This window comes from Enemella dayhoffiae (genome assembly GCF_002250625.1).
GTDB lineage: Bacteria > Actinomycetota > Actinomycetes > Propionibacteriales > Propionibacteriaceae > Enemella > Enemella dayhoffiae.
On sequence record NZ_NMVQ01000044.1, the window covers coordinates 88,227 to 114,933 of the forward strand.

24 protein-coding genes, 3 tRNA genes and 1 pseudogene are annotated in these 26,707 nt (G+C 69.8%); 17 read left to right on the forward strand and 11 right to left on the reverse strand.

Features of this window, described 5'->3' with window-relative positions:
* The 4 genes from CGZ93_RS15465 to CGZ93_RS15480 all read left to right on the forward strand — a co-directional run bounded on the left by CGZ93_RS15465 (position 1) and on the right by CGZ93_RS15480 (position 5,618).
* Positions 1 to 1,530: an NADH-quinone oxidoreductase subunit M gene (locus CGZ93_RS15465; protein ID WP_094365050.1), complete on the forward strand. Its 1,530-nt coding sequence runs from the start codon at positions 1 to 3 to the stop codon at positions 1,528 to 1,530.
* Entirely contained in the window at positions 1,530 to 3,095 is a 1,566-nt protein-coding gene (nuoN, locus tag CGZ93_RS15470; protein ID WP_094365051.1) for an NADH-quinone oxidoreductase subunit NuoN, read from the forward strand. The genes CGZ93_RS15465 and nuoN overlap by 1 nt, the downstream gene beginning before the upstream one ends.
* 75 nt (positions 3,096 to 3,170) lie before the next feature.
* Positions 3,171 to 4,136 (forward strand): polyprenyl synthetase family protein, encoded by a 966-nt coding sequence (locus CGZ93_RS15475; RefSeq protein ID WP_229117516.1) that lies wholly within the window; start codon positions 3,171 to 3,173, stop codon positions 4,134 to 4,136.
* Between the two features lie 84 nt (positions 4,137 to 4,220).
* A complete protein-coding gene (locus CGZ93_RS15480) occupies positions 4,221 to 5,618 on the forward strand; it encodes an amidase (protein WP_094365052.1) in 1,398 nt (465 codons plus the stop codon).
* A gap of 102 nt (positions 5,619 to 5,720) precedes the next feature.
* On the opposite strand, the gene CGZ93_RS15485 is transcribed toward CGZ93_RS15480, so the two are convergent.
* The 6 genes from CGZ93_RS15485 to CGZ93_RS15510 form a co-directional block, all read right to left on the reverse strand.
* The gene (locus CGZ93_RS15485; RefSeq protein ID WP_229117507.1) at positions 5,721 to 7,682 is read right to left on the reverse strand and encodes a M13 family metallopeptidase; all 1,962 of its coding nucleotides are present in this window, start codon (positions 7,680 to 7,682) and stop codon (positions 5,721 to 5,723) included.
* Positions 7,683 to 7,727: 45 nt separating this feature from the next.
* Positions 7,728 to 9,224, reverse strand: coding sequence for a hypothetical protein (locus CGZ93_RS15490; RefSeq protein ID WP_141211246.1), 1,497 nt, complete (start codon positions 9,222 to 9,224; stop codon positions 7,728 to 7,730).
* 50 nt (positions 9,225 to 9,274) lie between these two features.
* Positions 9,275 to 10,444: a hypothetical protein gene (locus CGZ93_RS15495; protein WP_094365054.1), complete on the reverse strand. Its 1,170-nt coding sequence runs from the start codon at positions 10,442 to 10,444 to the stop codon at positions 9,275 to 9,277.
* A 65-nt stretch (positions 10,445 to 10,509) separates the two neighbouring features.
* On the reverse strand, positions 10,510 to 11,454 hold the full coding sequence (gene rarD, locus CGZ93_RS15500; protein ID WP_229117508.1) for an EamA family transporter RarD: 945 nt from the start codon (positions 11,452 to 11,454) through the stop codon (positions 10,510 to 10,512).
* A 4-nt stretch (positions 11,455 to 11,458) separates the two neighbouring features.
* The gene (locus CGZ93_RS15505; protein WP_094365055.1) at positions 11,459 to 12,532 is read right to left on the reverse strand and encodes a 2-oxoacid:ferredoxin oxidoreductase subunit beta; all 1,074 of its coding nucleotides are present in this window, start codon (positions 12,530 to 12,532) and stop codon (positions 11,459 to 11,461) included.
* A 5-nt stretch (positions 12,533 to 12,537) separates the two neighbouring features.
* Positions 12,538 to 14,490, reverse strand: a complete 1,953-nt coding sequence (locus CGZ93_RS15510; protein ID WP_094365056.1) for a 2-oxoacid:acceptor oxidoreductase subunit alpha — start codon at positions 14,488 to 14,490, stop codon at positions 12,538 to 12,540.
* Between the two features lie 177 nt (positions 14,491 to 14,667).
* Between CGZ93_RS15510 and CGZ93_RS15515 the strand changes: the two genes are divergently transcribed.
* From CGZ93_RS15515 to CGZ93_RS15525, 3 genes are read left to right on the forward strand one after another with little or no spacing between them, the layout of a single operon-like run.
* The gene (locus tag CGZ93_RS15515; RefSeq protein ID WP_094365057.1) at positions 14,668 to 15,054 is read left to right on the forward strand and encodes an NADH-quinone oxidoreductase subunit B; all 387 of its coding nucleotides are present in this window, start codon (positions 14,668 to 14,670) and stop codon (positions 15,052 to 15,054) included.
* The gene (locus CGZ93_RS15520; RefSeq protein WP_176451801.1) at positions 15,051 to 15,602 is read left to right on the forward strand and encodes an NADH-quinone oxidoreductase subunit C; all 552 of its coding nucleotides are present in this window, start codon (positions 15,051 to 15,053) and stop codon (positions 15,600 to 15,602) included. The genes CGZ93_RS15515 and CGZ93_RS15520 overlap by 4 nt, the downstream gene beginning before the upstream one ends.
* Positions 15,599 to 15,940 carry a 4Fe-4S binding protein gene (locus CGZ93_RS15525; RefSeq protein ID WP_094365059.1) on the forward strand — a complete coding sequence of 114 codons (342 nt, stop codon included), beginning with the start codon at positions 15,599 to 15,601 and terminating at the stop codon, positions 15,938 to 15,940. The genes CGZ93_RS15520 and CGZ93_RS15525 overlap by 4 nt, the downstream gene beginning before the upstream one ends.
* Before the next feature lie 31 nt (positions 15,941 to 15,971).
* Here CGZ93_RS15525 and CGZ93_RS15530 read toward each other — a convergent pair whose 3' ends face one another.
* Entirely contained in the window at positions 15,972 to 17,861 is a 1,890-nt protein-coding gene (locus tag CGZ93_RS15530) for an amylosucrase (RefSeq protein WP_176451802.1), read from the reverse strand.
* A gap of 74 nt (positions 17,862 to 17,935) precedes the next feature.
* Between CGZ93_RS15530 and mptB the strand changes: the two genes are divergently transcribed.
* Entirely contained in the window at positions 17,936 to 19,537 is a 1,602-nt protein-coding gene (gene mptB / locus CGZ93_RS15535) for a polyprenol phosphomannose-dependent alpha 1,6 mannosyltransferase MptB (RefSeq protein WP_094365061.1), read from the forward strand.
* Between the two features lie 57 nt (positions 19,538 to 19,594).
* On the opposite strand, the gene CGZ93_RS15540 is transcribed toward mptB, so the two are convergent.
* A complete protein-coding gene (locus tag CGZ93_RS15540; protein ID WP_094365062.1) occupies positions 19,595 to 20,620 on the reverse strand; it encodes an enoyl-CoA hydratase/isomerase family protein in 1,026 nt (341 codons plus the stop codon).
* Between the two features lie 176 nt (positions 20,621 to 20,796).
* Between CGZ93_RS15540 and CGZ93_RS20155 the strand changes: the two are divergent.
* Positions 20,797 to 21,195, forward strand: a pseudogene (locus tag CGZ93_RS20155) (AAA family ATPase); the annotation flags it as partial.
* A gap of 133 nt (positions 21,196 to 21,328) precedes the next feature.
* Here the strand turns inward: CGZ93_RS20155 and CGZ93_RS15545 are convergent.
* The 3 genes from CGZ93_RS15545 to CGZ93_RS15555 all read right to left on the reverse strand — a co-directional run bounded on the left by CGZ93_RS15545 (position 21,329) and on the right by CGZ93_RS15555 (position 23,558).
* Complete coding sequence (locus CGZ93_RS15545; protein WP_094365063.1) at positions 21,329 to 22,135, reverse strand: exodeoxyribonuclease III; 807 nt, start codon at positions 22,133 to 22,135, stop codon at positions 21,329 to 21,331.
* A gap of 2 nt (positions 22,136 to 22,137) precedes the next feature.
* Positions 22,138 to 22,995, reverse strand: a complete 858-nt coding sequence (locus CGZ93_RS15550; protein ID WP_094365064.1) for an alpha/beta fold hydrolase — start codon at positions 22,993 to 22,995, stop codon at positions 22,138 to 22,140.
* A 71-nt stretch (positions 22,996 to 23,066) separates the two neighbouring features.
* The gene (locus CGZ93_RS15555) at positions 23,067 to 23,558 is read right to left on the reverse strand and encodes a YajQ family cyclic di-GMP-binding protein (RefSeq protein WP_094365065.1); all 492 of its coding nucleotides are present in this window, start codon (positions 23,556 to 23,558) and stop codon (positions 23,067 to 23,069) included.
* A gap of 91 nt (positions 23,559 to 23,649) precedes the next feature.
* Between CGZ93_RS15555 and CGZ93_RS15560 the strand changes: the two genes are divergently transcribed.
* From CGZ93_RS15560 to CGZ93_RS15595, 8 genes are all read left to right on the forward strand, one after another.
* Positions 23,650 to 23,731 (forward strand) — tRNA-Tyr (locus CGZ93_RS15560).
* 114 nt (positions 23,732 to 23,845) lie between these two features.
* Positions 23,846 to 24,607 carry a hypothetical protein gene (locus tag CGZ93_RS15565; protein ID WP_094365066.1) on the forward strand — a complete coding sequence of 254 codons (762 nt, stop codon included), beginning with the start codon at positions 23,846 to 23,848 and terminating at the stop codon, positions 24,605 to 24,607.
* Between the two features lie 162 nt (positions 24,608 to 24,769).
* Positions 24,770 to 25,222, forward strand: coding sequence for a hypothetical protein (locus CGZ93_RS15570; RefSeq protein ID WP_094365067.1), 453 nt, complete (start codon positions 24,770 to 24,772; stop codon positions 25,220 to 25,222).
* A gap of 117 nt (positions 25,223 to 25,339) precedes the next feature.
* Positions 25,340 to 25,412: transfer RNA gene (locus tag CGZ93_RS15575), tRNA-Thr, on the forward strand.
* 29 nt (positions 25,413 to 25,441) lie between these two features.
* A tRNA-Met gene (locus CGZ93_RS15580) sits at positions 25,442 to 25,515 on the forward strand.
* 55 nt (positions 25,516 to 25,570) lie between these two features.
* Positions 25,571 to 25,738: a 50S ribosomal protein L33 gene (gene rpmG / locus CGZ93_RS15585; protein ID WP_026927683.1), complete on the forward strand. Its 168-nt coding sequence runs from the start codon at positions 25,571 to 25,573 to the stop codon at positions 25,736 to 25,738.
* Positions 25,739 to 25,838: 100 nt separating this feature from the next.
* On the forward strand, positions 25,839 to 26,288 hold the full coding sequence (locus CGZ93_RS15590) for an FAS1-like dehydratase domain-containing protein (RefSeq protein WP_094365068.1): 450 nt from the start codon (positions 25,839 to 25,841) through the stop codon (positions 26,286 to 26,288).
* A complete protein-coding gene (locus CGZ93_RS15595) occupies positions 26,281 to 26,664 on the forward strand; it encodes a MaoC/PaaZ C-terminal domain-containing protein (RefSeq protein ID WP_094365069.1) in 384 nt (127 codons plus the stop codon). Before CGZ93_RS15590 ends, CGZ93_RS15595 begins: the two co-directional genes overlap by 8 nt.
* Positions 26,665 to 26,707 lie beyond the last annotated feature (43 nt).

Consider the following 26,707-nt stretch of genomic DNA (forward strand, 5'->3'; position numbering starts at 1 on the left):
ATGCATTTCCCCTGGTTGACCCTCCTGGGCCTGCTGCCGATGCTCGGCGCGGCCGTGCTGATGATGGTCAAGGGTTCGGTCGCCAAGACCCTCGGCATGCTGTTCTCGGCGCTCACCGCGGTCCTCGCCGTCGTGATCGCGGTGCTGTACGCCGGCGGCGCCCAGTTCGCAGAGCAGGTGCCGTGGATCAAGGCGTTCGGGGCGTACTGGGCGCTCGGCCCACTCGACGGAATCAGCCTCACCATGGTGCTGCTCACCGCGGTGCTCACCCCGTTCGTGCTGCTGGCCTCCTGGAACACCGTGGACGCCGACGACCGCTGGAACAGCCACGTCTTCTTCGCCCTGGTGCTGTCCATGGAATCGTTGTCGCTGTTCGTGTTCATGGCGACCGACGTGCTGCTGTTCTACCTCTTCTTCGAGGCGACGCTGATCCCGATGTACTTCCTGCTCGGCGGCTTCGGTCAGGCCCGACGCGGATACGCGGCGATCAAGTTCCTGCTGTTCGGCCTGGCCGGCGGCCTGATCATGCTGGCCGCGGTGATTGGCCTGTCCGCCGTCTCGGCCAGCCAGGCCGGTGCGCCCACCTACCTGCTGTCGGAACTGACCAGGCTGGACCTCGGCGGAGGAGTCGGCCGCTGGCTGTTCCTCGGTTTCTTCATCGCCTTCGCACTGAAGGCGCCGATGGTGCCGTTTCACACCTGGCTGCCGGACGCGGCCGAGGAGGGTACGCCGGGCGGCTCCACCCTGATGGTCGGCATCCTCGACAAGGTCGGCACCTTCGGGATGATCCGGTTCTGCCTGGAACTGTTCCCCGAGGCCAGCCGCTGGGCGGCGCCGGTGATCATCGTGCTCGCGGTGATCTCGGTGATCTACGGGGCGTTGGCCGCGATCGGACAGAAGGACATCTACCGACTGATCGCGTTCACCTCGATCAGCCACTTCGGGTTCATCGTGCTGGGCATCTTCTCCTTCACCACCGTGTCGCTCGCCGGCTCGACGTTCTACATGTTCAACCACGCCTTCTCCACCGCGGTGCTGTTCCTGGTGGCCGGGTTCATGGTGCGCCGTCGCGGGAGCCAGCAGATCGCGGCCTTCGGTGGCGTACAGAAGGTGGCGCCGGTACTGGCCGGGTTGTTCCTGATGGGCGGCCTCTCCTCGGCCGCCCTGCCGGGGATGTCCAGCTTCGTGTCGGAGTTCATGGTGATCGCGGGCTCCTTCGCCCGGCACCCGATCGCCGCCGGAGTCTCCACGGTCGCCATGGTGCTGTCCGCGTTGTACATCCTGCTCACCTATCAGCGCACGATGACCGGTCCGGTGACCGAGCAGGTCGGGAGGAGCTTCGCCGCCGACGGCTCGGCTGACCTGAACGGCCGGGAGAAGCTGGCCATCGCACCGCTGCTGCTGATCATCCTGGTTCTCGGTCTGTTCCCTAAGCCGATGCTCGAGGCGATCGAGCCGGCGGTGCAGAACACCATGCGCGTGGTCGGCGAGACCGACCCGGCGGCCCCGCTCGCGAAGGGACACAACTGATGACGGGCTACCCACCTCCGGTCGAATACCTGCAGATCGCGCCGTTGATCGCGGTCTTCCTGGGCGGCTGCCTGGGGGTCGGCCTCGAGGCGTTCGTGCCGCGCGGCAAGCGGGCCGTGCCCCAGGTGCTGCTGACCCTGCTGGTGATCCTGATCGCGCTCGGCTTCACCGTTTTCAGCTGGAGCCGCGGTAATGAGCTGATCGGTGCGCTGGGGTCGCTGGCGCTGGATGGCCCCACCCGGTTCATCTGGGCGATCCTGCTGGTGCTGACGGCGCTCAGCGTGCTGGTGTTCGCCGAGCGGCGGGTCGGTGGCGGTGCGACCGGGTTCACCCCCCAAGCCGCCTCGGTTCCCGGTACGCCGAGTGAGCAGGCCGCGATCCAGGCCCGGTTGGAGCACACCGAGATCTATCCGCTGCTGCTGTTCGCGCTGACCGGGATGATGTTGTTCCCGGCCTCGAACGACCTGCTGACCATGTTCGTGGCGCTGGAGATCATGTCCCTGCCGCTGTACCTGATGTGCGGGATGGCCCGGCGCCGCCGGCTGCTCTCCCAGGAGGCGGCGCTGAAGTACTTCCTGCTCGGCGCGCTCTCCTCCGCGTTCTTCCTCTACGGCGTGGCGCTGATCTATGGATATTCGGGCAGCTTCATCCTCGGTGAGATCTCGGCCTCGCTGGCCTCCAGCAGCACCGGTTCACCGGCGCTGCTGCTCGGCGGAATGGGACTGCTCGCGATCGGCCTGCTGTTCAAGGTGAGCGCGGTCCCGTTCCACTCCTGGACACCGGACGTCTACCAGGGAGCGCCGACCCCGGTCACCGGCTTCATGGCGGCCTGCACCAAGATCGCCGCGGTCGGCGCCCTGCTCCGGGTGTTCTTCGTCGGCTTCGGCGGGGCGCGCTGGGACTGGCAGCCGCTGATGGCCGCGGTGGCCGTGCTGACGATGGCGACCGGCTCGCTGCTGGCGATCACCCAGACCGACATCAAGCGGATGCTGGCGTACTCTTCGATCGCCCACGCGGGCTTCCTGCTCACCGCGATCACCGGTGCGGCCCAGCCCAGCGGCGGGATCACCGGGGGGATCACGTCGGTGTCGGCGGTGCTGTTCTACCTCGCCACCTACGGCGTGGCCACCATCGCCGCCTTCGCCCTGGTCACCACGGTGCGCAACGAGGGTGGGGAGGTGACCGCGCTGGCCGGCTGGTCCGGACTGGCCAAGCGGTCCCCGGGCGCCGCCGCGGCGATGGCCCTGCTGCTGCTCTCCTTCGCCGGGATCCCGCTCACCTCGGGGTTCATCGGCAAGTGGGCCGTGTTCGTCACCGCCTGGCGTGGCGGTTTCGCCTGGCTGGTCGTGGTCGCGGTGCTGATGTCGCTGGTCGCGGCGTACTTCTATCTGCGGCTGATCGTGCTGATGTTCTTCTCGCCGGCCGCCGAGGACACCCGGGTGGTGCGCTCGAGCTGGCTCACCCTCGGTACGGTGGTCGTTGGCTGCGTGCTGACGGTGCTGCTGGGTATCCTGCCCGGACCGCTGCTCGAGCTGGCCGCGTCGGCGCGAGAGTTCTTGCGCTGATCGGCGTACCCAGAAAGGACGTACGGCTGCGTGCATGACCACACCGACGGTGCTCTGCTGGCGAACCGCCCGGCCGTGACCGAGGACGCCTTCGCCGACTCCGTCAAGGAGCGGCTGCAGGTGGTCGAGGACCGCCTGCTCGCGGCCGCCCGTGCCGACACCCCGATGGTGACCGAGGCGGCGCAGCACATCATCGCCGCCGGCGGAAAGCGGTTCCGTCCCCTGCTGGTGGTGCTGGCGAGCCACTTCGGCGGACCGGTCGACGCCGATGACCTGACCCGGGCCGCTCTGGTGGTGGAACTGACCCACGTGGCCAGCCTCTATCACGACGACGTGATGGATGACGCCGACCTCCGCCGCGGTGCGCAGAGCGCCAACCGGCGCTGGCAGAACTCGGTCGCGATCATGGTCGGCGACTTCCTGTTCGCGCGCGCGTCCTCAACCGTGGCCGAGCTGGGTACCGAGTATGTCGCGCTGCAGGCGCAGACCTTCGCCCGGCTCGTCCAGGGACAGATCGCCGAGACCGTGGGACCCGGCGAGGAGGACGACCCGCTGCAGCACTACCTGCAGGTGGTTGCCGACAAGACCGGTTCGCTGATCGCCACCTCGGCGGTGTTCGGGGGCATGGTTTCCGGCGCCTCCGGTGAGGTGCTGGGTGCGCTGGAACGATTCGGCGAGGAGATCGGGGTGGTCTTCCAGCTCTCCGACGACATCATCGACATCACCTCCGAGGAGACCGGGAAGACCCCGGGCACCGACCTGCGCGAGGGCGTACCGACGCTGCCGACCCTGCTGGCACTGCGCTCCGAGGATCCCCAGCACGCCCGGCTGAGTGAGTTGATCCGCTCCGACCTCAGCGACGACGAGACGCTGGCCGAGGCGATCGGTCTGCTCCGGGCCCATCCTGCGATCGAGGAGTCGCGGGCCGAGGTACGCCGCCGCGCCGAGGTGGCGCGCGGTTTCCTCGCGCCGCTGCCGGACGGTCCGGCCAAGGACGCGCTGAACGCGCTCTGCGACCAGGTGGTCACCCGCTCGTCCTGATCCACGCGTCCAGCAGCCCGAGTCGGTACGCCGCATCCGCGGCCAGCAGGGTCGGCGGCATTGACCGGCCCTAGGATCGGCCGGGTGAACAACGACACTGCCCTCCAGTTGGCCCGCCGGATCGCCAACCGTGAGCTGTCGGTCACCGAGGTCACCGAGGCGGCGCTGGCCACCGCTCACGCCGACGAGCTGGGGGCGTACACGTTCATCGCCGACGAGGACGCTCTGGCCACAGCCGCCGAGCTGGACCGGCGGCTGGTCGCCGGCGAGACACCCGGGCCGCTGTTCGGCGTACCCTGCCCGGTCAAGGATCTGGCCCAGGTGGCCGGGTGGCCGTTCGAGGCCGGCTCGGTCGCCTTCGCCGGCAACCGCGCCGAGGTCGACTCGGGGATCGTCACCCGGCTCCGCGAGGCCGGCCTGGTGCTGATCGGCAAGACCGCGACCCCGGAGTTCGGGTTGCCCTGCTACACCGAACCGGTGGGGCGTACGCCGGCCAGCACCCCGTTCGACCGGCGGCGCGGGGCGGGTGGCTCCTCGGGCGGGGCAGGCGCTGCCGTGGCCGGGGGGAGCGTGCCGATCGCCCACGGCTCGGACGGGGGCGGGTCGATCCGGATCCCCGCCGCGGCCTGCGGGCTGGTCGGGCTGAAGGCGACCCGAGGTCGGGTGTCGCTCGGGCCACTCGGCGTGGACGGGCCAGGTCTGGTCAGCGAGGGCGTACTCACCCGCGACGTGTCAGACACCGCGGCGGCGCTGACCGCGCTTGCCCCGGGCTGGCCGGGTGACCCCTATCCGCCGGGTCCGGTGCCGGATTTCCTGGCCGGGTTGGGAAAGCCGGGCCGATTGCGGATCGGCGTGCTCACTGATCCGGTGATCGTGGACCAGGCGCCGGTGCACCCCGAGGCGCTGGCGGCGGTGCGGCGGACGATCGGCCTGCTGGAGGAGCTCGGGCACCAGGTGGGGGCCGCGCCGCGGCCCTTTGGGGAGGCCGAATGGGCCGCATTCACCGCGCTCTGGTCGGTCGGGGCGCTGGGGGTGCCGGTGCCGGAGGAGCTGGAGTCGTCGCTGCGGCCACTGACCCGCTGGCTGCGCGGGCTCGGCCGCGAAACCAGCGGGCAGGCGTACGCCGCAGCGCTCACCGCGGCCCAGCGGACAACCCGGAACACCGCCCTGGCCTGGGACGAATTCGACGCCGTGCTCACCCCGACCCTGGCGCAACCACCTGCGGTGCACGGTGAGCTGTGCGATGAGCAGGACCCGGCAGGCGACTTCACCGCCCAGTGCCGATTCACCCCCTGGACCAGTATCGCCAACCTGACCGGGCGCCCCTCGCTCAGCCTGCCGTTGCACACCGCCGACGTGGACGGCACGGCGCTGCCATTCGGGGTGCTGCTGACCGGTCGCTGGGGCGAGGACGGTCTGCTGCTCGCCCTGGGCGCCCAGTTGGAGGCGGCGAACGGCGGCTGGCCCACCCCGGGGGAGTGACCCGCCGCCCGAAAGAATGATCGGGGTGCACTGGCTTCGACAGACTCAGCCAGCGTGGGGCTTCGATAGGCTCAGCCAGCGTGCGGCTCAGCCGGCGTACGGTCACCAAATAGCAACGCGCTTTTCCGGGGCGAGCCAGAGCTGGTCGTTCTCGGTCACGCCGAAGGCTTCGTGGAAGTCGGGCAGGTTGCGCACGATCTGGTTGCAGCGGAACTCGTTCGGTGAATGCGGGTCGGTGGCGAGCCGCTGCTTCACCGTCTCCGGGCGGAACTTCGCCTGCCACACCGCGGCCCAGGACAGGAACAACCGCTGCACCCCGGTGAACCCGCCCAGCTCCGGGACCTCTTTGCCCTGCTGGGAAATCCGCCAGGCGAGCAGGGCGATGGTGAGCCCGCCCAGGTCACCGATGTTCTCGCCGATGGTCAGTTCACCGTTCACGGTCCGGCCATCGGCGCCCTCGGGGGAGAGCACGGCATACTGGTCGACCAGGGAGCGGGTGCGGGCGGTGAATGCCTCCCGGTCGGCGTCGGTCCACCAGTTGCGCAGCCGGCCCTCGCCGTCGCAGGTGGAGCCCTGATCGTCGAACCCGTGCCCGATCTCGTGCCCGATCACCGCGCCGATGCCGCCGTAGTTGACCGCGTCGTCGGCGTCGGCGTTGAAGAACGGCGGCTGCAGAATTGCGGCCGGGAACACGATCTCGTTGCGCAGCGGGTGATAGTAGGCGTTCACGGTCTGCGGGGTCATGAACCACTCGTCGCGATCCACCGGCTCGAACACCTTGCGCACGGCCCGCTCCAGCTCGAACCGGTTGGCCGCGATCACGTTGCCGACAAGGTTTTCCCGGTCGATCTCCAGCGCGGAATAGTCCCGCCACTTCACCGGATAACCGATCTTGGCGTCGAAGCGGGACAGCTTGGTCAGCGCCTCGGCGCGGGTATCCTCGCTCATCCAGTCCAGCTGGGTGATCGACTGACGGTACGCCTCCAGCAGGTTGGCGACCAGCTCGTCCATCCGCGTCTTCGCCTTCGGCGAGAAGTGCCGCTCGACATAGATCCGCCCGACGGCCTCGCCGAGCACCCCCTCGACCAGCGAGACGCCCCGCTTCCAACGCTCCCGGTTGGTCGGCGTACCCGAAAGAGTCGTGCCATAGAAGGCGAAGCGCTCGGCGACGAAGGGCTCGGACAGATAGGGGGAGAACGACGAGATCAGCGAGAACCGTGCCCAGTCACGCCATTGCGGCAACCGCTGCTCGGTGACCAGATCGGCCAGCTCGGTGCAGAAGGAGGGCTGGCAGTCGACGATCTCGGCCATCGCGTCGACCGGAATCCCTGCTCCGGAGAGAAAATCGTTCCAGTCGATACCGGCCGCAGTGGCGAAGCTGGTCCACGAGGTCAGGTTGTACATCTGCACCATGTCGCGGGTGCGCACCTTGTCCCAGTGCCGGGCGGCGATCTTGGTCTCCAGCGCGAGCACCCGTTCCGCGGCGTTCCCCGCGTCCCCGATCCCGGCCAGTTCCAGGGTGCGGGCGATGTGGTCGCGGTAGGCGTCGCGGATCTGGGCGTACTGCTCCTCGCGATAGTAGGCCTCATCGGGCAGGCCGATCCCGGACTGGCCGACGAACATCAGGCAGCGGTCCGGGTTGCCGGGGTCAGAGTCGGCGTCCAGACCGAGCACGCTGCGGGCGCCGAGCCCGGCCAGGGCGCCCCACAGGCGTACCAGCGCCCGCACGTCGTCGACCCGGTCGATCGCGGACAGCTGCTCCGCCAACGGGTTCAGCCCCAGTCGCTCGATCCGTTCGGTGTCGGTGAACGAGGCGTACAGGTCCGCGATCCGGGCGGCGTCGGCGTCTCCGGCAGCCCCGTCGTCGGCGCTCAACCCGGTGATGATGTCGCGCACGGCCGCCTCGGCGTTGTCCCGCAGGGTGACGAAGGCGCCGGCGCCGGGCTTGTCGGCGTCGATCTCGGCGGTCCGCAACCAGGTCCCGTTCACATGGCGGAACAGGTCGTCGGCGGGGCGTACCGAATGATCGAAGGCGGTCAGGTCCAGGGCTGGAACTTTGCTCACTCGACCAGCCTAGCCAGCCGAACCACTCGGCGGGCCGGGCAGGTTTCAGTTCACGAAGCGGGCGCTGACGGTGGGCTGGGTCATCGGGGCGAGCGCCTGGGTGGAGAACTCCTTGGGCTGGGCGTTCACCACACCGGGGCGGTTGTCGGTCATCACGGTCACCGAAATCTTGGTCTTCACCACCAGCCGGAGCTCGGCCACCGTGTCATCGGCGATCGTCAGCTTGGGAGTCTGTCCCGCCAGCGGGTCCTCCACCAGTTCCCAACGGATGCTGGCGTTGTCGGGACGCTGGTTCGGTTCGACGCGGACCTGCTGGGGGCAGTTCGGCGGATTCAGGTCCTTGGCCTTCATGCACTCCTCGAGTGCCTTGCGGGTGGCGTCCAGCATCGCCCGGCGCCCCTGTTCGGTGAGTTGGGCGGCTGGCGCGAGCCGCGGGAAGGAGGTGGGCCCAGAGATTGTGAAGCGTGGCTCCAGGAAGGAGACGTTGGCCAGACCGGTCGTCGTCTCGTAGGCCCCCGGGAAGGCGTCCACCTCGTTGGTGGTGAGCCTCACCCCGTTGACGATGACCGGCACCTGCTTGGGCCGGGTCACCTGCACGGTGGTGGTGCCTCGATCCACCTTGTAGCTCCCGTCAGGCTGGCGCACCGGCACGAAGTGGGCGCGTACCTCCGCCTCCCCCAACTGGTAGGTGAGCTCGACATCGTTGGCGGAGTCGTGGGTGATCCGGATCCGGCTGATCGGCGCCCGCTGCCGCGATTCCCGCAGCACGGTGTCGGTGAGCAGGGTGCGATCCCGGGGCGCCTGCTGCTGCAGCGAGAGCGCGCGGGCGGAGTCGCCGGCGGCAACCGCCTCCAGGAACCGGACGGCGGCGTCGGCCCCGGTGGCGCGCGGCGGGTTCGCCTGGCCACCGGGCGCCTTGCCGAAGACCAGGGCCGCCACCACCACGGCGATCACCAGCACGGTCGCCACCCCGGCCAGGACCAGCGCCCGAGTCGGTGGCTTGCGGGCCGGGGGCTGGCGCAGGGGCTGCGGCCGGAGACTGCCCGGTTGCGGGGGCGCGAAGGCCGATTCGGTCGCAACCGGCTGGGGCGGGTGGGGCGGCTGGGCGGGCTCGCCCGGGGCCGGGTAGCGCTGCTGCAGCCAGGCCACGCTGCCCGGCGGCGGACCGGCGGGTTCGGGTGCGCTCGGCTGGGGCACCTGCTGCGGGGGATACCCGGGCTGCTGGGCGTACGCCTGTTCCGGATAGGGCTGCGGGGGGTACGCCTGGGGTTGCTGCGGCGGGACCGCGTACGCCGGGGCGGGCAGGGGGGGCAGGGGAGGCTGTGGCTGCTGGGGTTCTCGGGAACCCCACTGCGGCGGCCACTGGGCGGGTGGTTCGGCGGTGGCGTCGGCGTTCGGCGGGGTGGGCGGGGGGTCCGCCTGCTGGCTCGGGTGCCGCCAAGACAGGTCGTCGGGGCGCAGCACCGTCTGGGGTTGCTCGACCCACCGAGGGTCGGGATGTCCCTGACCTCGTCCTGCGCTCCCAAAGGGGTCCTGGCTCACCGTGCTCCTCCCTGGATCCGGCTGCAAGGATAACTCCGGAAGGTTCCGGTTCACTCCCAGGCGAAGTCCGGTCCTTGGCTGAGCAGATCCACCGCGAACCTACCCGGCACGTCGAACTCCTCGGTGACGTTCTGGTGAACGCCGCTCACCCTGGCCATGCTGGTGACCCTGATCCGCATCGGTGCGGCGCCGTGGGCGATGGCGTCGATCTGGCCGGGGGCCGGGGCGTCATAGCGTTCCTCGAGCAGGGTGTAGCGGACCGACCCCGGTCGAACCGGCTGGTCGGGGTTCGCCCTGCGCGCCCACGGGCAGCCCTTGGGGGCGAGTTCGGTGCTGGCCACACAGCCCTTCACGCGCTCACTGATCCGCTGCTGCAGGGCTCCGGCGTACGCCGGGGTGGGGCGCGCGGTCGCGTCCACGGTCGGCGGGGTGCCGAGGCCTTCGACGACGAACTCACTGGCGGAGTACTCCAACCACTTCGATCCGGTGCTGAGGGTGTGCACCCCCGGGAACACGTCGATCAGGTAGGTGTAGCCGGTCGAGTCCATCCGGGCCCCGTCGACGGTCAGCGGGATCATCTTCGGGGTCGGAGCGAGCCGCAGCTGCACCGCGCCGCGGCGCAGCTGCCACTGACCCTGCGGGTTCTGGAAGACCGGGAAGGTGCCGCGGACCTCCTTGCCGCGCGCCCGATAGCCGAGCACCACGTCGGTGCCGGCCGGGTCGCCGGAGCCGGCGTCGAGCACCCGGATGTCGGTGAGCTGCGGCCTGCTGCGGGCGAGCGCCTCGTTGCTGATCAGCGGGCCGGTGGGCCGGTTGAAGCTCATCGCCAGCGCCCCGGTCGCGTCGCCGGCCGCGATCGCCTGCAGGTAGGCCACCGCCCGATCGGCGGCGCCGCTCGGCTTCGGGGTGCTGCTGGTCAGCGACCGGACGAACAGTGCCCCGCCCACCAGCAGGGCCAGCGCGAGCACGATCACCACCAGCCACGGCGCCGGACGGCTGCGGCGTACCGGGGTCGCCTCGTCGGGGGTCCAGGTCGGCTCATCCGCCGGCTCATCCGCCGGCTCATCCGTCGGTGGATCGGCCGCACGCCGGGCACGGGTGGGCTGGTCGGGCGCCGGTTCGGCGGCGCGGCGGGCCGGGGCGTACGCCTGAGGTTCGTCATCGGATTCGGGTCCGGGGTCCGCGCCGGGCCGGGCGAACGGGCTGCGCTCGGTGCTCATCCGGCCGCGCGGGCCAGGGGCAGCCGCGCGCCGACGGCTGTGGGGGTGACGAACATGGCGAGATTCTAACCCGTGGTCGGCACTCGCCGCCCGCGATGTCGGGCCCGCCACACCGCGTGACCGGTGATCAGCAGCAGGGCCGCCCAGACCAGCACGAAGCCGATCCAGCGGGCCAGCGGCATCGGCTCGGCGAACAGCGCGACGCCGAGCACGAACTGGATCGTCGGGGCGACGTACTGGGTGATCCCGAGCAGGCTCAGCGGGATCCGCTGGGCGGCGAAGGCGAAGGCGAGCAGCGGAATCGCGGTGACCACGCCGCCACCGATCAGCAGCAGATCCTGCCCCAACGGTTGCCGCCCGAAGTGGCTCTCGCCGCGCGAGCTCAACCAGAGCAGGAAAGCCAGCGCCGGCAGCACTGCGATCGCCGACTCGTAGCCGAAGGAGACCACCGGTTCGACGGTGGCCCGCTTCTTGATCACCCCGTAGACGGCGAAGGTGGTGGCCAGCAGCAACGCCACCCAGGGCAACCGGCCGTAGCCGAAGGTGATCACCACCACCGCCACCGTCGCCAGTCCGATCGCGATCCACTGCACCGGGGCGAGCCTTTCGTGCAGCAGCAGCACGCCGACCAGGATGGAGAGCAGCGGGTTGATGTAGTAGCCGAGGGCGGTCTCGGTGATCCGGCCGTTGGTCACCGCCCAGATGTAGATGCCCCAGTTGGAGGTGATGATGATCGCCGCCACCGCCAGGGTGAACAGGGTGCGCGGCGAGGCGAGCTGTCGACGCCAGCGGCGCCGAGCGATCAGCAGGATCAGCAGCACGCCTAAGACCAGCGACCAGACGACCCGGTGCGCCAGCACCTCCAGTGGTCCCGCGCCCTGGATCAGCCGCCAATACAGCGGCACCAGTCCCCACAGGCCGTACGCGGTCAGCGCGGCGACGACCCCGGCCCGGGAGGTGTCCGACGCCGGGATTTCCTGTGCTGGTTCGGAAGGCGGCTGATCAGTCAACGGATCAGTGAGCCAGCCAGGTGTCCGGCCCGTCCACCAGTTGCTGGATGAACGCGTCGTCGATCTCGGTGCCGGCGTTGGCGGTCTCGAGCTGCTGACGGGCCAGATCGTCGTAGGCGGGCCGTTCGACCTGACGCAGGATGCCGATGGGGGAGCGCTGCAGCACCCCGGCGTCGGTCAGCCGGGAGAGGGCGAACGCGTACGCCGGATCCTGGGCGTGGGCGTCGTGGGTGACGACCCGGTCCAGGCCGACCGCGGACACCTCGCCCACCTGCAGGGTGTGGTCGTCGGCGCGATAGACGCACAGGTGCTGCTCGGCGCCGAACAGGATCTTCTCCCCGTGCACCAGCGGGATGATCGCGTTGGCCGCGGAATCCCTGTCCTTCAACACATCGAAGGCGCCGTCGTTGAAGATCGGGCAGTTCTGATAGATCTCCACGAAGCTGGCACCGCGGTGCGCCGAAGCCGCCTTGAGCACCTCTGTGAGGTGCTTGCGGTCGGAGTCGACGGTGCGGGCGACGAAGGACGCCTCGGCGCCCAGGGCCAGCGAGAGCGGGTTGAACGGGGCGTCCAGCGATCCCATCGGGGAGGACTTGGTCACCTTGCCCTGCTCGGAGGTGGGTGAGTACTGGCCTTTGGTGAGGCCGTAGATCCTGTTGTTGAACAGCAGAATCGTGAAGTTGACGTTGCGGCGCAGGGCGTGGATCAGATGGTTGCCGCCGATCGACAGCGCATCGCCGTCACCGGTCACCACCCATACCGCCAGGTCGCTGCGCGAGGCGGCGACGCCGGTGGCGATGGCTGGGGCGCGCCCGTGGATCGAGTGCATCCCGTAGCTGTCCACGTAGTAGGGGAAGCGCGAGGAGCAGCCGATCCCGGAGACGATGACCGCGTTCTCCCGCTTGATCCCCAGCTCTGGCAGGAATCCCTGGAAGGCGGCCAGCACGGCATAGTCGCCGCAGCCGGGGCACCAGCGCACCTCCTGGTCGGAGGTGAAGTCCTTGCGGTTCAGCGGTTCGATCGACAGCGGTACGCCGGCCAGTCCGGCGTATTCGTGTCGGGTCGGAGTCTGGGTCATCTCGCTCACTTCCTTCCGGCCGCGGTGGCCGGGTCGTGGTGGCCCTCGTGCACGGGTTCGCCGTTCTCCATCGGTTCCTCGTTCAGCTCCTCGACGGTGGGCGGGGTGACGCCCAACTCGGCGAGCAGGTCACGGGCCAGCTCAGACAGCGAGATCGGCAGGCCGCGGACGCGGGAATAGGACTGCACGTCGACCAGGTATTTCGCGCGCAACAGCATGGCCAGCTGGCCGAGGTTCATCTCCGGCACGATGACCTTGTCATAGCTGCGCAGCACCTCACCGAGGTTGGCGGGGAACGGGTTGAGGTGGCGCAGGTGGGCACGGGCGACCGAACCCCCCGCGGCGCGGACCCGGCGTACCGCAGCCATGATCGGGCCATAGCTGGACCCCCAACCCAGCACCAGAATCCGGGCGTTGCGGTCGGGGTCGTCGACCTCCACGTCCGGGATGTCGCGGACGATGCCGTCGACCTTGGCCTGGCGGGCGCGGACCATCGCGTCGTGGTTGTCGGGGTCATAGGACACGTTGCCGGTGCCGGCGGCCTTCTCGATGCCGCCGATCCGGTGCTCCAGACCCGGCGTACCCGGGATCGCCCACGGCCGGGCGCCGTTGTCGTCGCGCTGATAGGGCAGGAACTGCGGCTCGCCCTTGGCATTCTGGCTGTTCGGCTCGGTGGCGAAGCCGGGGTCGATCGCCGGGATGGCCGCGATCTCGGGCAGGCGCCACGGCTCGGCGCCGTTGGCCAGATAGCCGTCGGAGAGCACGACCACCGGGGTGCGATAGGTGATCGCCCAGCGCACGGCCTCGATCGCGGTGCCGAAGCAGTCGGCGGGTGACTGGGCCGCGATCACCGGTACCGGCGCCTCGCCGTTGCGGCCGTAGAGCACCTGCAGCAGGTCGGCCTGCTCGGTCTTGGTGGGCATGCCCGTGGAAGGGCCGGCGCGCTGCACGTCGACCACCACCAGCGGCAGCTCGGTCATCACGCCGAGGCCGATGGTTTCGGCCTTCAGTGCGATACCCGGGCCGGAGGATGAGGTGACGCCGAGGGCGCCGGCGAAGGAGGCGCCCAGGGCCGCACCTACGGCGGCGATCTCGTCCTCGGCCTGGTAGGTGAGCACGCCATAGCGCTTCTGCCTGGTCAGCTCGTGCAACACGTCCGAGGCCGGCGTGATCGGATAGGCGCCGAAGAACATCTGCAGCCCGGACTTGTGGGCACCGGTGATCAGCCCGAGCGCCATCGCCGTGTTGCCGGTGATCTGGCGATAGCGGCCGGTCGGCATCTTGGCCGGGCGTACCTGGTAGGTGTGCGCGAAGGTTTCGGTGGTCTCGCCGAACGCGTTGCCGGCGCGGAAGGCGGCGATGTTGGCGTCGCGAATGGCGGGCTTGGTGGCGAATTTCTTGGACAGGAAGGAGATGGTGCCCTCGCCGTCGCGGTTGAACAGCCAGCACAGCAGCCCGAGGGTGAACATGTTCTTGGAGCGCTGAGCGTCCTTGCGGGTCAGCCCGAACTCCTTGACCGCGGCGACCGTCATGCCGGACAGGTCGAGGGCGTGCACCTGATAGTCGGTGAGCGAGTCGTCCTCGAGCGGGTTGTCGGCATAGCCGACCTTGGTCAGGTTGCGCTTGGTGAACTCGGCGGTGTCGACGATCAGCACCGCCCCCTTGTCCACGTCGCGCAGGTTGGCCTTGAGCGCCGCCGGGTTCATCGCCACCAGCACGTCCGGGCGGTCGCCGGGGGTCATGATGTCGTAGTCGGCGAAGTGCAGCTGGAAGCTGGAGACGCCCGGGAGGGTGCCCTGGGGGGCGCGGATCTCGGCCGGGAAGTTCGGCAGCGTCGAGATGTCGTTGCCCAGCAGCGCCGAATCGGCGGTGAACCGGTCACCGGTCAGCTGCATGCCGTCGCCGGAGTCGCCGGCGAACCGGATCACGACACGGTCGAGACTCTTCACCTCAGGCACGAACGAATCCTCTCTGTCGAGGCTGACGCGCACCGCTGATCGGCGCACCAATTGTCCCCGCAATGCATCACTCGACGATACCCCGCTCAATTCGCGCGAGAACGGAGTCCCGCAGAGCGGTCCGGGTGCTGGCCCGGTACGCCGAGGCGACTGGCGGCGCACGGTAGCCTGCCCGATATGCGCTGCTTCGACTGGTATGGGGACAGGTCCCTGATGGTCGTCGACGTCGCCCTCGCCTGCTGCGCGGTGGAGTTCGAGGCTGCGGCGACGGCGGTCGAGGTCGCCCAGCTGCACGACGGCGATCGGGTGGTGGTGGTCATCTCCGGCACGGTCACCGATGCGGTGCTGCCGGTGGTGCAGGAACTGCTCGACCAGGCCCCCGGCGCACAGGTGATCTCCTTCGGCGCCTGCGCCAGCTCCGGCGGCCCCTACTGGGACTCGTATGCGGTGACCAAGGGCATCTCCCAGATCGTCGAGGTCGACGTATTCGTGCCCGGCTGCCCGCCGCCACCGGGGGCGCTGGTCGAAGTGCTGGACGGCCTGCGCGCCGAGGTGGTCGCGTGAGCGAGGTGCGCCTGGTCGAGCCGGCAGAGTGGGTGACGGCCGCAGCGCAGGCTCGGGCCGACGGGTTCGGCTTCTTCGACTGGCTCGACTGCGTGGACGAGCTCGGGCGTACCGAAGAATTCCGGGTGTCGCTGCAGTTGCTGCGGCGCGAGACGGGAGAGTCGGTACGCCTGGACACCCGGATCGCGCGGGAGGAGCCGAGGTTGGCGAGTCTGTGGGCGGTGTTCGGCGGCGCCGCCTGGGCGGAGCGTGAGCTCGCGGACCTGTTCGGGGTCGAGTTCGTCGGCGGGATGGCGGGCTCACTGCTGGTCGATCCGCGCTATGGGGGCCATCCGCTGCGCAAGGACGAGGTGCTCGCCGCCCGGGCGGCCGTCGGCTGGCCCGGCGCCAAGGAGCCGGGGGAGTCCGGGGCCGGACGCCGCCGGATGGTGCCGCCAGGCGTACCCGATCCGCAGGTGTGGGGAGACCGGGACCCCGACGCGGCTCAGCCGAGCGCCGCGGAGGTCGCCGAGAGCGCCCAGGGTGGCCGGGTCAGGCGGCGGCGATGAACCCACCGACAGGCTCAGGAACCCACGGGAAAATTCGACTGATCGAGGAGAACTGCACCTCCTGCATGATCTGCGCCCGGGAGTGTCCGGCGTGGTGCATCCAGATTGACTCGCACACCGAGGTGGACCCGAACGCCCCCGCCCAGCTGACCGGCCGCGGGATGCGCGAGCGGACCCACAACGTGCTCGACCGGTTCGTGATCGACTGGTCGTTGTGCATGTACTGCGGGATCTGCGTCGAGGAGTGCCCGTTCGACGCGCTCGAGTGGAACGGCGCCCACGTCGCCCCGGCGGCTGATCTGACCGCGCTCGCCCACGGGATCGGTGAGCTGCGGTAGGGGGCTTCGACAGGCTCAGACAACGGGGGGCTCAGCCGGCGTGGGGAAGTTCGGCGATCCAGCGGACCTGGTAGGGCTCCATCCGCAGGGTGCGGGACTCGGGGTGGCCGGAGATCAGGTCGCGCAGGCCGGCGCCGGGGGTGAACCAGGGCACGGAGTGCAGCCCGATCGAGTACGCCCGGGCGGACACGTTCGCCAGCACCAGCACGATTCCGCGCGGGCTCTCCCGGAGCACCCCGAGCACGTGGTCGTTGCCGACGTCGACCACCCGTGAGCCGGCCTGGGCGTGCAACTGCGGCGTACGCCGGCGCGCCTGGACCAGGTTGGCGATGCCGGAGAAGATGCGGCACTCGACGGTGTCCGGGTCGAACCGGCGTTCGGCGGCGCGCCAGTCCAGGGGCGGGCGGTGCATCCACCGGTTGTCCGGGGCCAGGTCGGGGTCGGCCAGATAGGAACGGTCGTTCAGCTGGCCCAGCTCGTCGCCGGAGTGGATCAGTGGCAGCCCGCCGATGGAGAGCACCAGGGCGTGCAGCAGCAGGATCCGCCGCACCGCCAGGTCGACCTGCTGGCCCCGTTCGGTCCCGGTGAGCTGGAGGGCCGCCTCCAGCCCGGCGAGCGAGGCCAGCGAGCCGGAGATCCGCCGGTCCCCGGTCCGCGGGTTGGCCTGGAACACCTCGCCCCGGGCGTACGATCCGCCGAACTCGCCGGAATAGAAGTCGGACAGGAAACCGCGGTGCGCGAACCCGTCCAACCCTGCCGCCGCGGCCAGCTCGTCGGTGATCGCCCAGCCGATGTCGTCGTGCAACCGGGCGTAGGTCAGCCAGGACGTGTTCGGCGGGATCGGCGGCATCGCGTTCAGCACGGTCCTGGTCAGGCGTACGCCCTGTTCGGCGAGCGCGCTCCACAGCATCACCATCTGCACGTTGTGGTAGGCCAGTTGGCACTCCACCCCGGTGCCCTCGCCGCGGCCCAGATAGTCCACCAGGTCGTCGGGGGCGACGATCGCCTCGGCCAGCAGCAGCACCCCGGGCGCGACGATGCTGGTCAGCGCGCGGAAGGCCTGCAGCAGCAGGTGCGCCTCGGGCTGGTTCTGGCAATTGGTGCCGAGGCGTTTCCACATGAACGCCACCGCGTCCAGGCGCAGCACCTCCACCCCGGCGTTGGCGAGGAACAGCAGCGTTTCCAGCATCTCGGCGAACACCGCGGGGTTCGTGTAGTTGAGGTCCCACTGATAGTCGTTGAAGGTGGTCCACACCCACTGCTCGGCGTCGGGGAGCCAACTGAAGTTGCCCGGTGCGAAGTCGGGGAACACCTCCGGCAGGGTCTGTTCCCAACGGTCCGGCTCGGTGCGGTCGGGATAGAACCAGTAGTAGTCGCGGTATTTCTGCTCGCCCGCCCGGGCCCGGCGGGCCCACTCGTGCTCGGCGGCGGTGTGGTTGCAGACCAGGTCGACGACCAGCGACATTCCCCGCCCGCGCAGGGTGCCGGCGAGTTCCCGCAGGTCGTCGATCGTGCCCAGGTCGGGGCGTACCGACCGGTAGTCGGTGACCGCATAGCCGCCATCGTTGGGTGCCGGTCGCGACTCCAGCAGCGGCATCAGGTGCAGCAGGGTCACCCCGAGCTGCTGCAGATGCTCCAGCCTGTCACCGACCCCCGACAGGGTCCCCGCGAACCGGTCGACGTAGCAGACGTAGCCGATCACCTCCGGGCGCTGGAACCAGTCCGGGGTGACCAGCCGGCGCTGGTCGAGCGCGCGCAACTCGGCCGAGCGGTCGGCGTACGCCTGCTCGCAGGCCCGCTCGAGGCGGGTGAGCACCTCGGCGAAGTCGGCCCGGTGCCCGTAGAGCTGACGCAGCGGACGCAGCACCTGGGGCCACAGCGCATCGCGGCGCGCGGTGAAGGTCGAGTCGAGCGGTTCCATGATCGCCATCCTCGCAGGTGCGACTGGTGTGACGGATGACTACGCTGTCCCAGACGACGCGGGAGGGAGGTGTCATGGCGCTCACCGTGCGCGAGGTGGCCACCCGGGTCGACCGGTATCAGCGCGCCGCCACCGAACTTCTGGTGCAGGCGTTCGCGGTTCCCTCGGTGCGTCGGGGCATGGTCGGCAGCGCGCTGATCTCGCTCGGCGGGTTGAGCCCGGCCTTCCTGCCGGAGAACAGCCCGTGGTGGAAGGTGCTCGGGCTGTTCCGGCAGTATGCGTGGCTGGGGCCCGGTCTGGGGACGCTCTCGGCCCTGTTGGGCGTACTGCTGGTGATGCACGCGTGGCTGGACCTGCGGCCGCGCCGCGGAGCCTGGCCGGTCGACTTCCGGGCGGTGCTCGCGCTGTGGTCCCTGCCGATGCTGCTGGCGCCGCCGATCTTCAGCCACGACTCGTATGCCTATGCCGCCGAGGGATACATGCTGCACTCCGGGCTGAACCCCTATGTGATGGGGGCGGGGATGCTGCAGAACCGCTGGGGCGAGCAGGTGGTCGAGGTGTGGCGGTTCACCCGGGCTCCCTATGGTCCGCTCAGTCTGCAGTTGTCGCACCTGGTGGTGGACGCGTTCGGGCAGTCGCCCTATTGGTCGTCGGCGCTCGGGATGCGGCTGCTGGCGATCACCGGGATGGTGGCCGCGGCGCTGACCGTGCCGTCGCTGGCTCGCCGGCTGGGGGTGGACTGGCGCTCGGCGCTGTGGTTCGGCCTGGTCAACCCGTTGGTGATCGCCCACCTGGTCGGCGGGGCGCACAACGACGCGGTGATGATCGGGTTCGTCGCGCTGGCCCTGCACGCGGCGGTGCGGAAACGGTTTCTGCTCGGTTGCTGCCTGGTCGCGGCCGCGGGGGCGATCAAGATCCCCGGAATCCTGGCGATCGTCCCGGTGGCGATGCTGGCGTGGCCGGTGCTGCGCCCGGCACCGGGGTGGTGGGGACGGTTGTGGCAGGCCGCCTGGCGGGTGGCGCTCGGGACGCTGGTGATGCTGCTGGCGTTCACCCTGATCACGCTGGCCTGCATGCCGAACGGGCAGGGCTGGGGCTGGGTGCTGGCGATCAACGTGCCCGGTCTGGCGTCGACGATCTCACCGCCGACGATGATCGGCGAGGTGGCCCGGATGGTGCTGAACCTGTTCGGGGAGCACCGGGCCGCGGTGGGGGCGGTACGCCTGGCGCGCCAGATCGGCATGGTGCTGATGGTGCTCACGATTCTCGGGCTGCTGGTGCGCTATGCGCCGAAGAACCCGATGAAGTTCCTGGTGCTCGGGTGGATGGCGCTGATCCTGGGCAGCCCGGCCCTGCATCCGTGGTATCTGACCTGGCCCGCGACCTGGTTCGCGTTCATCCGACCGTCGCTGCGGTCGGTCCGGGTGGCGAGCTGGAGCTCGATCGCCCTGCTCAGCTATTCGTCGGTCAGCTTCTCCTGGCGCAACGATCTGATCGCAATGGGGATCGCCGCGGCCGGGGTGATCGCGTGGATGATCCTCACCCACGACCGGCGGCACTTCCAGCAGGCCGACGAGGAACCCACCCCCTCGGCCGAGGTGCCCGCGCGATCCAGCGAACCCGTAGGGCGATCCAGCGAACCCGTAGGGCGATCCAGCGAACCGGTTGACCACTGACCTGACCCTCCAGGGGTAGGGGAGTGGCGAGTGGGTTCGCTGGATGGTGATTGCGGCTCAGAAGAGGGCGGCGACCTCGGCGGGGTCGACGTCGGCCAGCGACCGGTGGCGCCACTGCGGGGTGTCGCCGCGGTCGACGAGCTGGCAGCGTACGCCCTCCAGGAAGTCGGGGTCGGTGGCGAAGTGCCGGCTCAGCCGGAGGTCCTGGGCGAGCACCTCGGACAGGGACAACTCGGCCGCCCGGCGCAGCGCGGCCAGGGTGAGCGACACCGCGAACGGGGAACGCGCGGTGATGTCCTCGGCGGCCCGGCGCGCGCCCTCGTCGTCGTGATCGCCGAGTCGCCGCACGATCGCCTGGGCGTCGTCCCCGACGAAGCACTCGGCGATCCAGCCCGCCCCGAACAGCTCCGGTTCGGGAGCGGCCGGCGCCGCCGCCACCACACCGCCCGCGGCGGTCGCGGCCAGGTGGGGCTGAATGTCCGCCTCGGCAATCAGGTGGTCCGCCAGCCCGGCGGCCAGCGCGTCACCCGCACCGATCGTGCGACCGGTCAGCGCCAGGAAGGTGCCGAACTCCCCGGGCATCCGCGACAGCAGGTGCAGCATGCCCACGTCGGGGAAGAAGCCGATGATGGTCTCGGGCATGGCCAGCTTGCTGCGAGGAGTGACCAGGCGGATCGACCCGTGGGCGGAGATGCCCAGTCCGCCGCCCATGCAGACCCCGTCCATCACCGCCAGATAGGGCTTCGGATAGTCGGCGACCAGCTGGTTCATCTCATATTCGGTCTCCCAGAACTCAGCCGGGGCCGGGCTCTTCGGATCGGCCACCACGGCCTGGCGCAGCGACTTCACATCCCCGCCGGCGCACAGCCCACGCTCCCCGGCGCCCTCGACGGTGACCGTCTTGATCGCCGGGTCGTCGGCCCACAGCCGCAGTTGCTCCAGGATCGCCCGGCACATCTCGGCGTTCAGCGAGTTGATCGCCTTCGGCCGGTTGAGCAGGATCCGCCCCAGGTTGCCGTCGTGGGCGAACAGCACCTGGTCGGTGCCGGTGCGTCCCGGCGCGTAGTCGATCTCGTGCTCCATAGTCTCCCCTGGTCGGCTCTGGTCGGGCGTACGCCCCGAGTCTGCCATTCGCCGTGCCGGCTGGCTGCCTGCCCTCGTCGGATCGGGCAGGTAGGGGCAGAGTCGGGGCACGATCGGGGCAGAACCGGGGCGCGACCGCACAGGTTCAGCACAGGAGGGCGAGCAACCCTTGTGCCATGGACACCCAGATCGACCTGATCGTGCTGGCGGGGATCCCGGGCGCGGGCAAGACCACCGCGCTGCAGGGCGTGGGCGGGTCGGAAGCGGTGCGGGTGCTCGACCCGGAACCGCACCGTGACCGGTTGGCGAGAGTGCTGCCCGGCGTACGGTATCGGCATTATCGCTGGCTGGTGCACACGCTGCACCACCTGCAGGTGCTGTTCGCGACGCTGCGTGGACCGGTTCGCGGGAGGACCCTGCTGGTGCACGATCCCGGTACCCGACGGTGGAGTCGGCGGCTACTGGCCCGGTTGGCGCAAGTCCGCGGTTGGCGTGCGGGGCTGGTCTTCGTCGACATCCCCCGCGCCGAGGCGATCGCCGGCCAGGTCGCCCGCGGACGGGTGGTCCGACCGGCCTCCTTCGACGGCCACTGGCACCGTTGGGCGGAGCTGCGTGATGCTCCGGAATTGCTGCGTGCGGAGGATGGCGGCTGGTCCTGTTCACCTCACGCGGGCAGGCGCAGCCCCTGCTGCACGCGCTGGTGGCCGATCAGTCGGCGTACTCCACCAGGACGGGGGCGTGGTCGGAAACCCTTGCCTCATAGGATTCGTCGCGCATGGTACCCCCGTGCCGGGCGCGGGCGACCAGGCCGGGGGAGGCGAGCTGATAGTCGATCCGCCAGCCGGCGTCGTTGGCCCAGGACTGTCCGCGCCAGCTCCACCACGAATACGGACCCGGGCTCTCCGGGTGCAGTCGGCGTACCACGTCCACCAGTGTGCGCGGCGACAGCACCGAGCCGAACCAGGCCCGCTCCTCGGGCAGGAACCCCTCGGATTTCCTGTTGGTCTTGAAGTTCTTCAGGTCCAACTCGGTGTGGGCGATGTTGAAGTCGCCCATCACCACGAACTCCCGCCCCTGGTTGGCCGCCTGCCGACGGCTCGCCGTCAGGTGCCGGGCCAGCGAGCGCAGGAACCGCTGCTTGCGGTGGAACCGAGCCGCGGAAACTTCGTCGGCGAAGAGGGTTCCGCCCTTCGGCAGATAGAGCGAGGCGACCGTCAGCCCGGGCAGGTCCACCTCCAGATAGCGCCCCTCGGTGTCGAACTCCCGGCTGCCGAACCCGTGGCGTACCGCCGATGGTTTCTCCCGTGACATGATCGCCACCCCGTTGCGGCCCGGCAGGGTTCCCTGGTGGTACGCCCAGTGGTAGCCGTCCCAGCACTCGGTCGGCAGCTGCTCGGCGGGGCAGCGCACCTCCTGCAGCCCCACCACGTCACAGTCGGCGGCATCGAGCCACCGACGAAATCCGCGACGCTGCGCCGCCCGGAGGCCGTTGACGTTGAAGGTGGCGATCCGCACGTTCAGCCCGACACCCGGGCGACGAACTCGCTGACTGCGGCGGTGAACGCGTCGTTGTCGTCGGCCGCGGCGGTGTGCCCGGCGCCTGCGATGGTCGCCACCTCCAGGTGCGGGACCAGCTCGCGGAAGTGCTGCACCCCCTCGTCGGAGACCACGTCCGACAGCCCGCCCTGGATCAGCAGGGTGGGCACCGTGATGGAGCGGGCGATCTCGTCCAGGTTTTCCCAGGTCTTGCGCTGCAGCGCCTCGTCGGCGGCCTCAGGGTGGGCGGTCATCGCCGGGTCCCAGTGCCAGTACCAGCGGCCGTCCTCCCGCTGACGCAGGTTTTTCCGCAGCCCGTCGGTGCTCTTCGGGCGCGGACGGTGCGGCAGGTAGGCGGCGATCGCGTCGGCGGCCTGCTCCAGGCTGTCGAACCCGGCGCGGTTGCCGAACATGAACTCCCGGATCCGGTTGGTGCCGGTGGTCTCCAGCTGGACCACCACGTCGACCAGCACGAGCGCGCGGACCAGGTCGGGGCGATGCTGGGTGACCAGCAGGGAGGTCAGCCCGCCCAGGCTGGCGCCGACCAGCACCAAGGGGCCGTCGGTGATCTGCGGGAGATAGGACAGCACGTCATCGCGGTGCGCCTCGAAGCCGTAGCGAGCGTCCGGCGACCAGTCGGAGTCGCCGTGCCCGCGCAGGTCGGCGCTCACCACGTGGCGTCCGGCGGCTGCCAGCTCGGCCCCGGCCGACTTCCAGGAGTGCCGGGTCTGGCCGCCGCCGTGCAGCAGCAGCACCGCCTGGTGCTCCCGGTCACCCCACTCGTCGGCGGCGATGGTCAGTCCGTCGGCGCCGCTGAGGCGTACCTGTCGCGAAGTCACCGGGTCACGATAGCGACCGGCGGCGCGGGCGCCCAGGGGTCCCAGCCAGCCGTCCGGCGTGGGGGCGTGCGTCAGCGGTAGTTGACGAACTGCACGGCGAAGTCATAGTCGGCCTCGCGGATCATCCGCTGGACCTCCTGCAGGTCGTCACGCTTCTTGCCGCTGACCCGCAACTCGTCGCCCTGCACCTGGCACTTGACACCCTTGGGGCCCTCGTCGCGGACCAGCTTGGCGATCTTCTTGGCGTTCTCGGTGGTGATCCCCTCGCTGGTGGAGGCGGTCATCTTCCACAGCTTTCCCGACACCCGGGGGTCGCCGGCCGTGACCGCCTTCAGCGAGACTCCGCGCTTGACCAGCTTGGACTGGAAGACGTCCCAGATCGCCTTCACCTTCTCCTCCGAGGAGGATTCCATCGCGATGTCCTCACCGGACCACTCGATCGTGGAGTCGGTGTTCTTGAAGTCGAAGCGCTGCCGGATCTCCTTGGCCGCCTGCCCGAGGGCGTTGTCGACCTCCTGCCGATCCACCTTGCTCACGATGTCGAAGGAGCTCTCAGATGCCATGCGGATCAGCGTATCGCCAGGGCCCGGATTCGGATTTCCCAACCCGCTGGCGGCGTTGCTAGAGTTGCTTCTCGGCCGTTTCGGCGGCCACGGCAGGTTGCCCGAGCGGCCAATGGGAGCGGACTGTAAATCCGTCGGCTTTGCCTTCGCAGGTTCGAATCCTGCACCTGCCACCCAGCACGGGGCGTTCGACACCGGACGCCCCGTTCGTGTTTCTCCCGCCCGGTTCGTGCCGACGGTGAAGTGCCCCCCGGCGTGCTTAACATCTGATAAGGGATGGAGGCTGGATGGTGACGAGGCGTGGCTTCGGCCTGATCGGTTTGGGGGCGGTGGTCGCAGGTTTGAGCGGGTGCGGTGGTGCCGGCGACCGGGCCGAGAAGATTCGCGCCTGGCTCGCCGACCAGCCCGCGGTCGAGCGGGTCGAGAAGGTCGAGGTGCGGCGCAGGCTGGAGGCGCTGCTGACCGCCGAGTACTTCGCCACCGCGGTGCTGCGAGCCTCGGCCACGGCCGCCCAGTTGGAGCCGCTCGTCGCCGGGTGGCGGCGGCAGGTCGGCTCGTGGACGACGGCGGGGCTCACCCTGGACGGCCGGGTCGGCCTGCACCTCTACGGCGAGTTCGACGGTTCGCGGTTGACCGCGATCTGGCAGCAGTTGGTCGAGGATCGGAGGGTCACCGGGGCCAGGGTCTCGGCCCGGCATCGACTGGGCGACAACTGGCAACGCGGGATGGTCGAGGTCACCGGAGCTGGGTTCGAGGTGTACGCGGCCCTGATCGCGCCCGGATCCGGCGTGCTCGACCACGGCTACAACCTGCGGCTCAACGCGCCCCGGGTCGGACTCGAGGTCCGCGACGCCGCCGAATTGGCCCGGGCCAGCCGCGCCGGGGTGGCGGCCGTGCTCGCAATCGCCCCGCAGATCACCCTCTCCGGGCTGCTCCAGGAGGGGGCGAGCTGGCTCGAGATCCGCCGGGCCGGGGACCGGTCGGAGGAGGTCGCCCGGGTGTGGCAGCAGGCGGGCGGCCCGGCAACGGTCCGGCTGCGTTTCCCCTGAGCGCCGTCCGGGCGGGTCTTGTCCAACGCCACCGGTTCACGGCAGACTACGAATCGTCCGATTCTGCATAACAGATCGCCGGGTTCCACCCACCCCGAAGGGGTCGTCAAGTCCAGGTCTCAGGTCAAGCAGACCGCGATCCGGGCAGCCCTGCTGCCGCGAGTGGTGCCGGCCCGCGCGATGACGATCGAGTTGTCCTACTACGCCGGAGGTCTGCCGTGCGGTCAGCTGGTCCGCAACGTGACCAGCAATCCCGACGGCACCTGGTCGGACACACTCGCCCACCTCCCCGACGAAACGGCGGTGCAGGTCGTCGCAGACGACCCGGTCGACCGCCTGCCCCGAGATCACAGCACCTGGTTCGCCATGACCAGGCCGCCCCTGGGTTCGGCCACGTCTGGCAAGTTCTGCGGGCTGGGCGCTGACCGCAAGGGCTGCGGGATCCACTTCCAGAGCGGATCGGTGTATTCCTCGGTGGAGGTCACTGGCGCCTGGGGTAGGCCGGCGATGCCGTTCTTCGTGCGTGGGGTGATTCGGGATCGTTGGACGAGCCTGAGCAGTGTGGCACCAGCGGGGGTGTCACCACGTGTATGCAGCGCTATCAAGGTGGCGTGATCACCTGGAGCTCGGACCGCGGCGCCCGCTGAGGCGTACGCTGTGGGCGTAGGAATGGGATTTGCCCGGCCCGATTCCGCGCTGTATCTTTTTCCTTCGGCGCAGCAATGCGTGCCGGCCCCTATAGCTCAGTAGGCAGAGCGTCTCCATGGTAAGGAGAAGGTCAGCAGTTCGATTCTGCTTGGGGGCTCTGAGTCACCGGGCCAGCCCGGGACCCATGGCGAGGTAGCTCAGTTGGTGAGAGCGCACGACTCATAATCGTGAGGTCGCGGGTTCGAATCCCGCTCTCGCTACACCGGTGCCGTTTGGCACATCGCCACCCGACAGACAACCGACGAGGACAGAACCATGGCCAAGAGCTCTGACGTGCGGCCCAAGATCACCTTGGCCTGCACCGAGTGCAAGGAGCGCAACTACATCACCAAGAAGAACCGGCGCAACGACCCGGATCGTCTTGAGTTGAAGAAGTTCTGCCCCAAGTGCCACTCGCACACCGCACACCGCGAGACCCGCTGAGCGAGTCACGCCCATCGCGAACCGGTCGACGCCGTCCACCTGCGGGTGGGCGGCGTCGCTGTTTCGGTGGGCCGGGCACACGTTCGATAGGTTGACCACCATGCCGATCTCCAGCGAGCACGTGGGCCGGAGCTATCCGCCCTCGGCCCCCTATCAGGTCACTGCCGGCAAGATCGCCGAATTCGCCCGCGCGCTGGGCGACGACAACCCGGCGTACGCCTCGACCGACGGCCGCACTCCGATCGCCCCACCCACCTTCGCGGTGCTGCTCGCCGGCTGGCAGGCGATCTTCGACGACGCCGAGCTCGGGCTCAGCCTGCGCCGGACCATGCACACCGAGCAGCGGTTCAGCCAGACCCGTCCGCTGCGCGCCGGTGACAAGGTGGTGGCGACGACCCGGATCAGCTCGGTCCGGAACCGGGGGCAGGTCGACATGATCACCGTCGAGTCCGCGCTGGCGAGCGTGTCCGGTGAGGAGTTGGGCACGGTCACCGCGAGCCTGTTCCACACCAGGGAGTCCGCTGCCGGGGAAGGGGAGGGCGATGACTGAGCTGCCCGAACTGCGGGTATGCCTGAGGCGTGAGCAGCTGGTTCGGTACGCCGGGGCGTCCGGTGACTTCAACCCGATCCACTATTCCGAACATCACGCTCACGCGCTGGGCCTTGATTCGGTGGTCGCGCACGGGATGCTGACCATGGGGCTGGCGATGCGCGTGGTCACCGCCTGGTGCGGTGACCCCGCGCGCGTGGTGTCGTGCCAGTTCCGGTTCTCCAGGCCGGTACCGGTGCCCGATGACGCCGAGGGTGCGGAGGTGGTGTTCACCGGTTCGGTCGCCGAAGGGGACGAGGTCGACACGGTGACGGTGACGGCGAGCTGTGGCGAGACGACGGTCGGCAAGGGCCGGGCCGAGGTACGCCGTGGGTGACGCTTCGACTCGCTCCGCTCGCTCAGGGAACGTGGGGGCGGAT

What these genes read in the sequence shown, in the direction of transcription:
- rpmG (WP_026927683.1), top strand. Translation starts at nt 25,571, where the DNA reads ATGGCCAAGAGCTCTGACGTGCGGCCCAAGATCACCTTGGCCTGCACC.
- CGZ93_RS15595 (WP_094365069.1), top strand. Translation starts at nt 26,281, where the DNA reads ATGACTGAGCTGCCCGAACTGCGGGTATGCCTGAGGCGTGAGCAGCTG.
- nuoN (WP_094365051.1), top strand. Translation starts at nt 1,530, where the DNA reads ATGACGGGCTACCCACCTCCGGTCGAATACCTGCAGATCGCGCCGTTG.
- CGZ93_RS15495 (WP_094365054.1), bottom strand. Translation starts at nt 10,444, where the DNA reads ATGAGCACCGAGCGCAGCCCGTTCGCCCGGCCCGGCGCGGACCCCGGA.
- CGZ93_RS15525 (WP_094365059.1), top strand. Translation starts at nt 15,599, where the DNA reads ATGAACCCACCGACAGGCTCAGGAACCCACGGGAAAATTCGACTGATC.
- CGZ93_RS15565 (WP_094365066.1), top strand. Translation starts at nt 23,846, where the DNA reads ATGGTGACGAGGCGTGGCTTCGGCCTGATCGGTTTGGGGGCGGTGGTC.
- CGZ93_RS15465 (WP_094365050.1), top strand. Translation starts at nt 1, where the DNA reads ATGCATTTCCCCTGGTTGACCCTCCTGGGCCTGCTGCCGATGCTCGGC.
- CGZ93_RS15515 (WP_094365057.1), top strand. Translation starts at nt 14,668, where the DNA reads ATGCGCTGCTTCGACTGGTATGGGGACAGGTCCCTGATGGTCGTCGAC.
- CGZ93_RS15590 (WP_094365068.1), top strand. Translation starts at nt 25,839, where the DNA reads ATGCCGATCTCCAGCGAGCACGTGGGCCGGAGCTATCCGCCCTCGGCC.
- CGZ93_RS15540 (WP_094365062.1), bottom strand. Translation starts at nt 20,620, where the DNA reads ATGGAGCACGAGATCGACTACGCGCCGGGACGCACCGGCACCGACCAG.
- mptB (WP_094365061.1), top strand. Translation starts at nt 17,936, where the DNA reads ATGGCGCTCACCGTGCGCGAGGTGGCCACCCGGGTCGACCGGTATCAG.
- CGZ93_RS15530 (WP_176451802.1), bottom strand. Translation starts at nt 17,861, where the DNA reads ATGGAACCGCTCGACTCGACCTTCACCGCGCGCCGCGATGCGCTGTGG.
- CGZ93_RS15555 (WP_094365065.1), bottom strand. Translation starts at nt 23,558, where the DNA reads ATGGCATCTGAGAGCTCCTTCGACATCGTGAGCAAGGTGGATCGGCAG.
- CGZ93_RS15505 (WP_094365055.1), bottom strand. Translation starts at nt 12,532, where the DNA reads ATGACCCAGACTCCGACCCGACACGAATACGCCGGACTGGCCGGCGTA.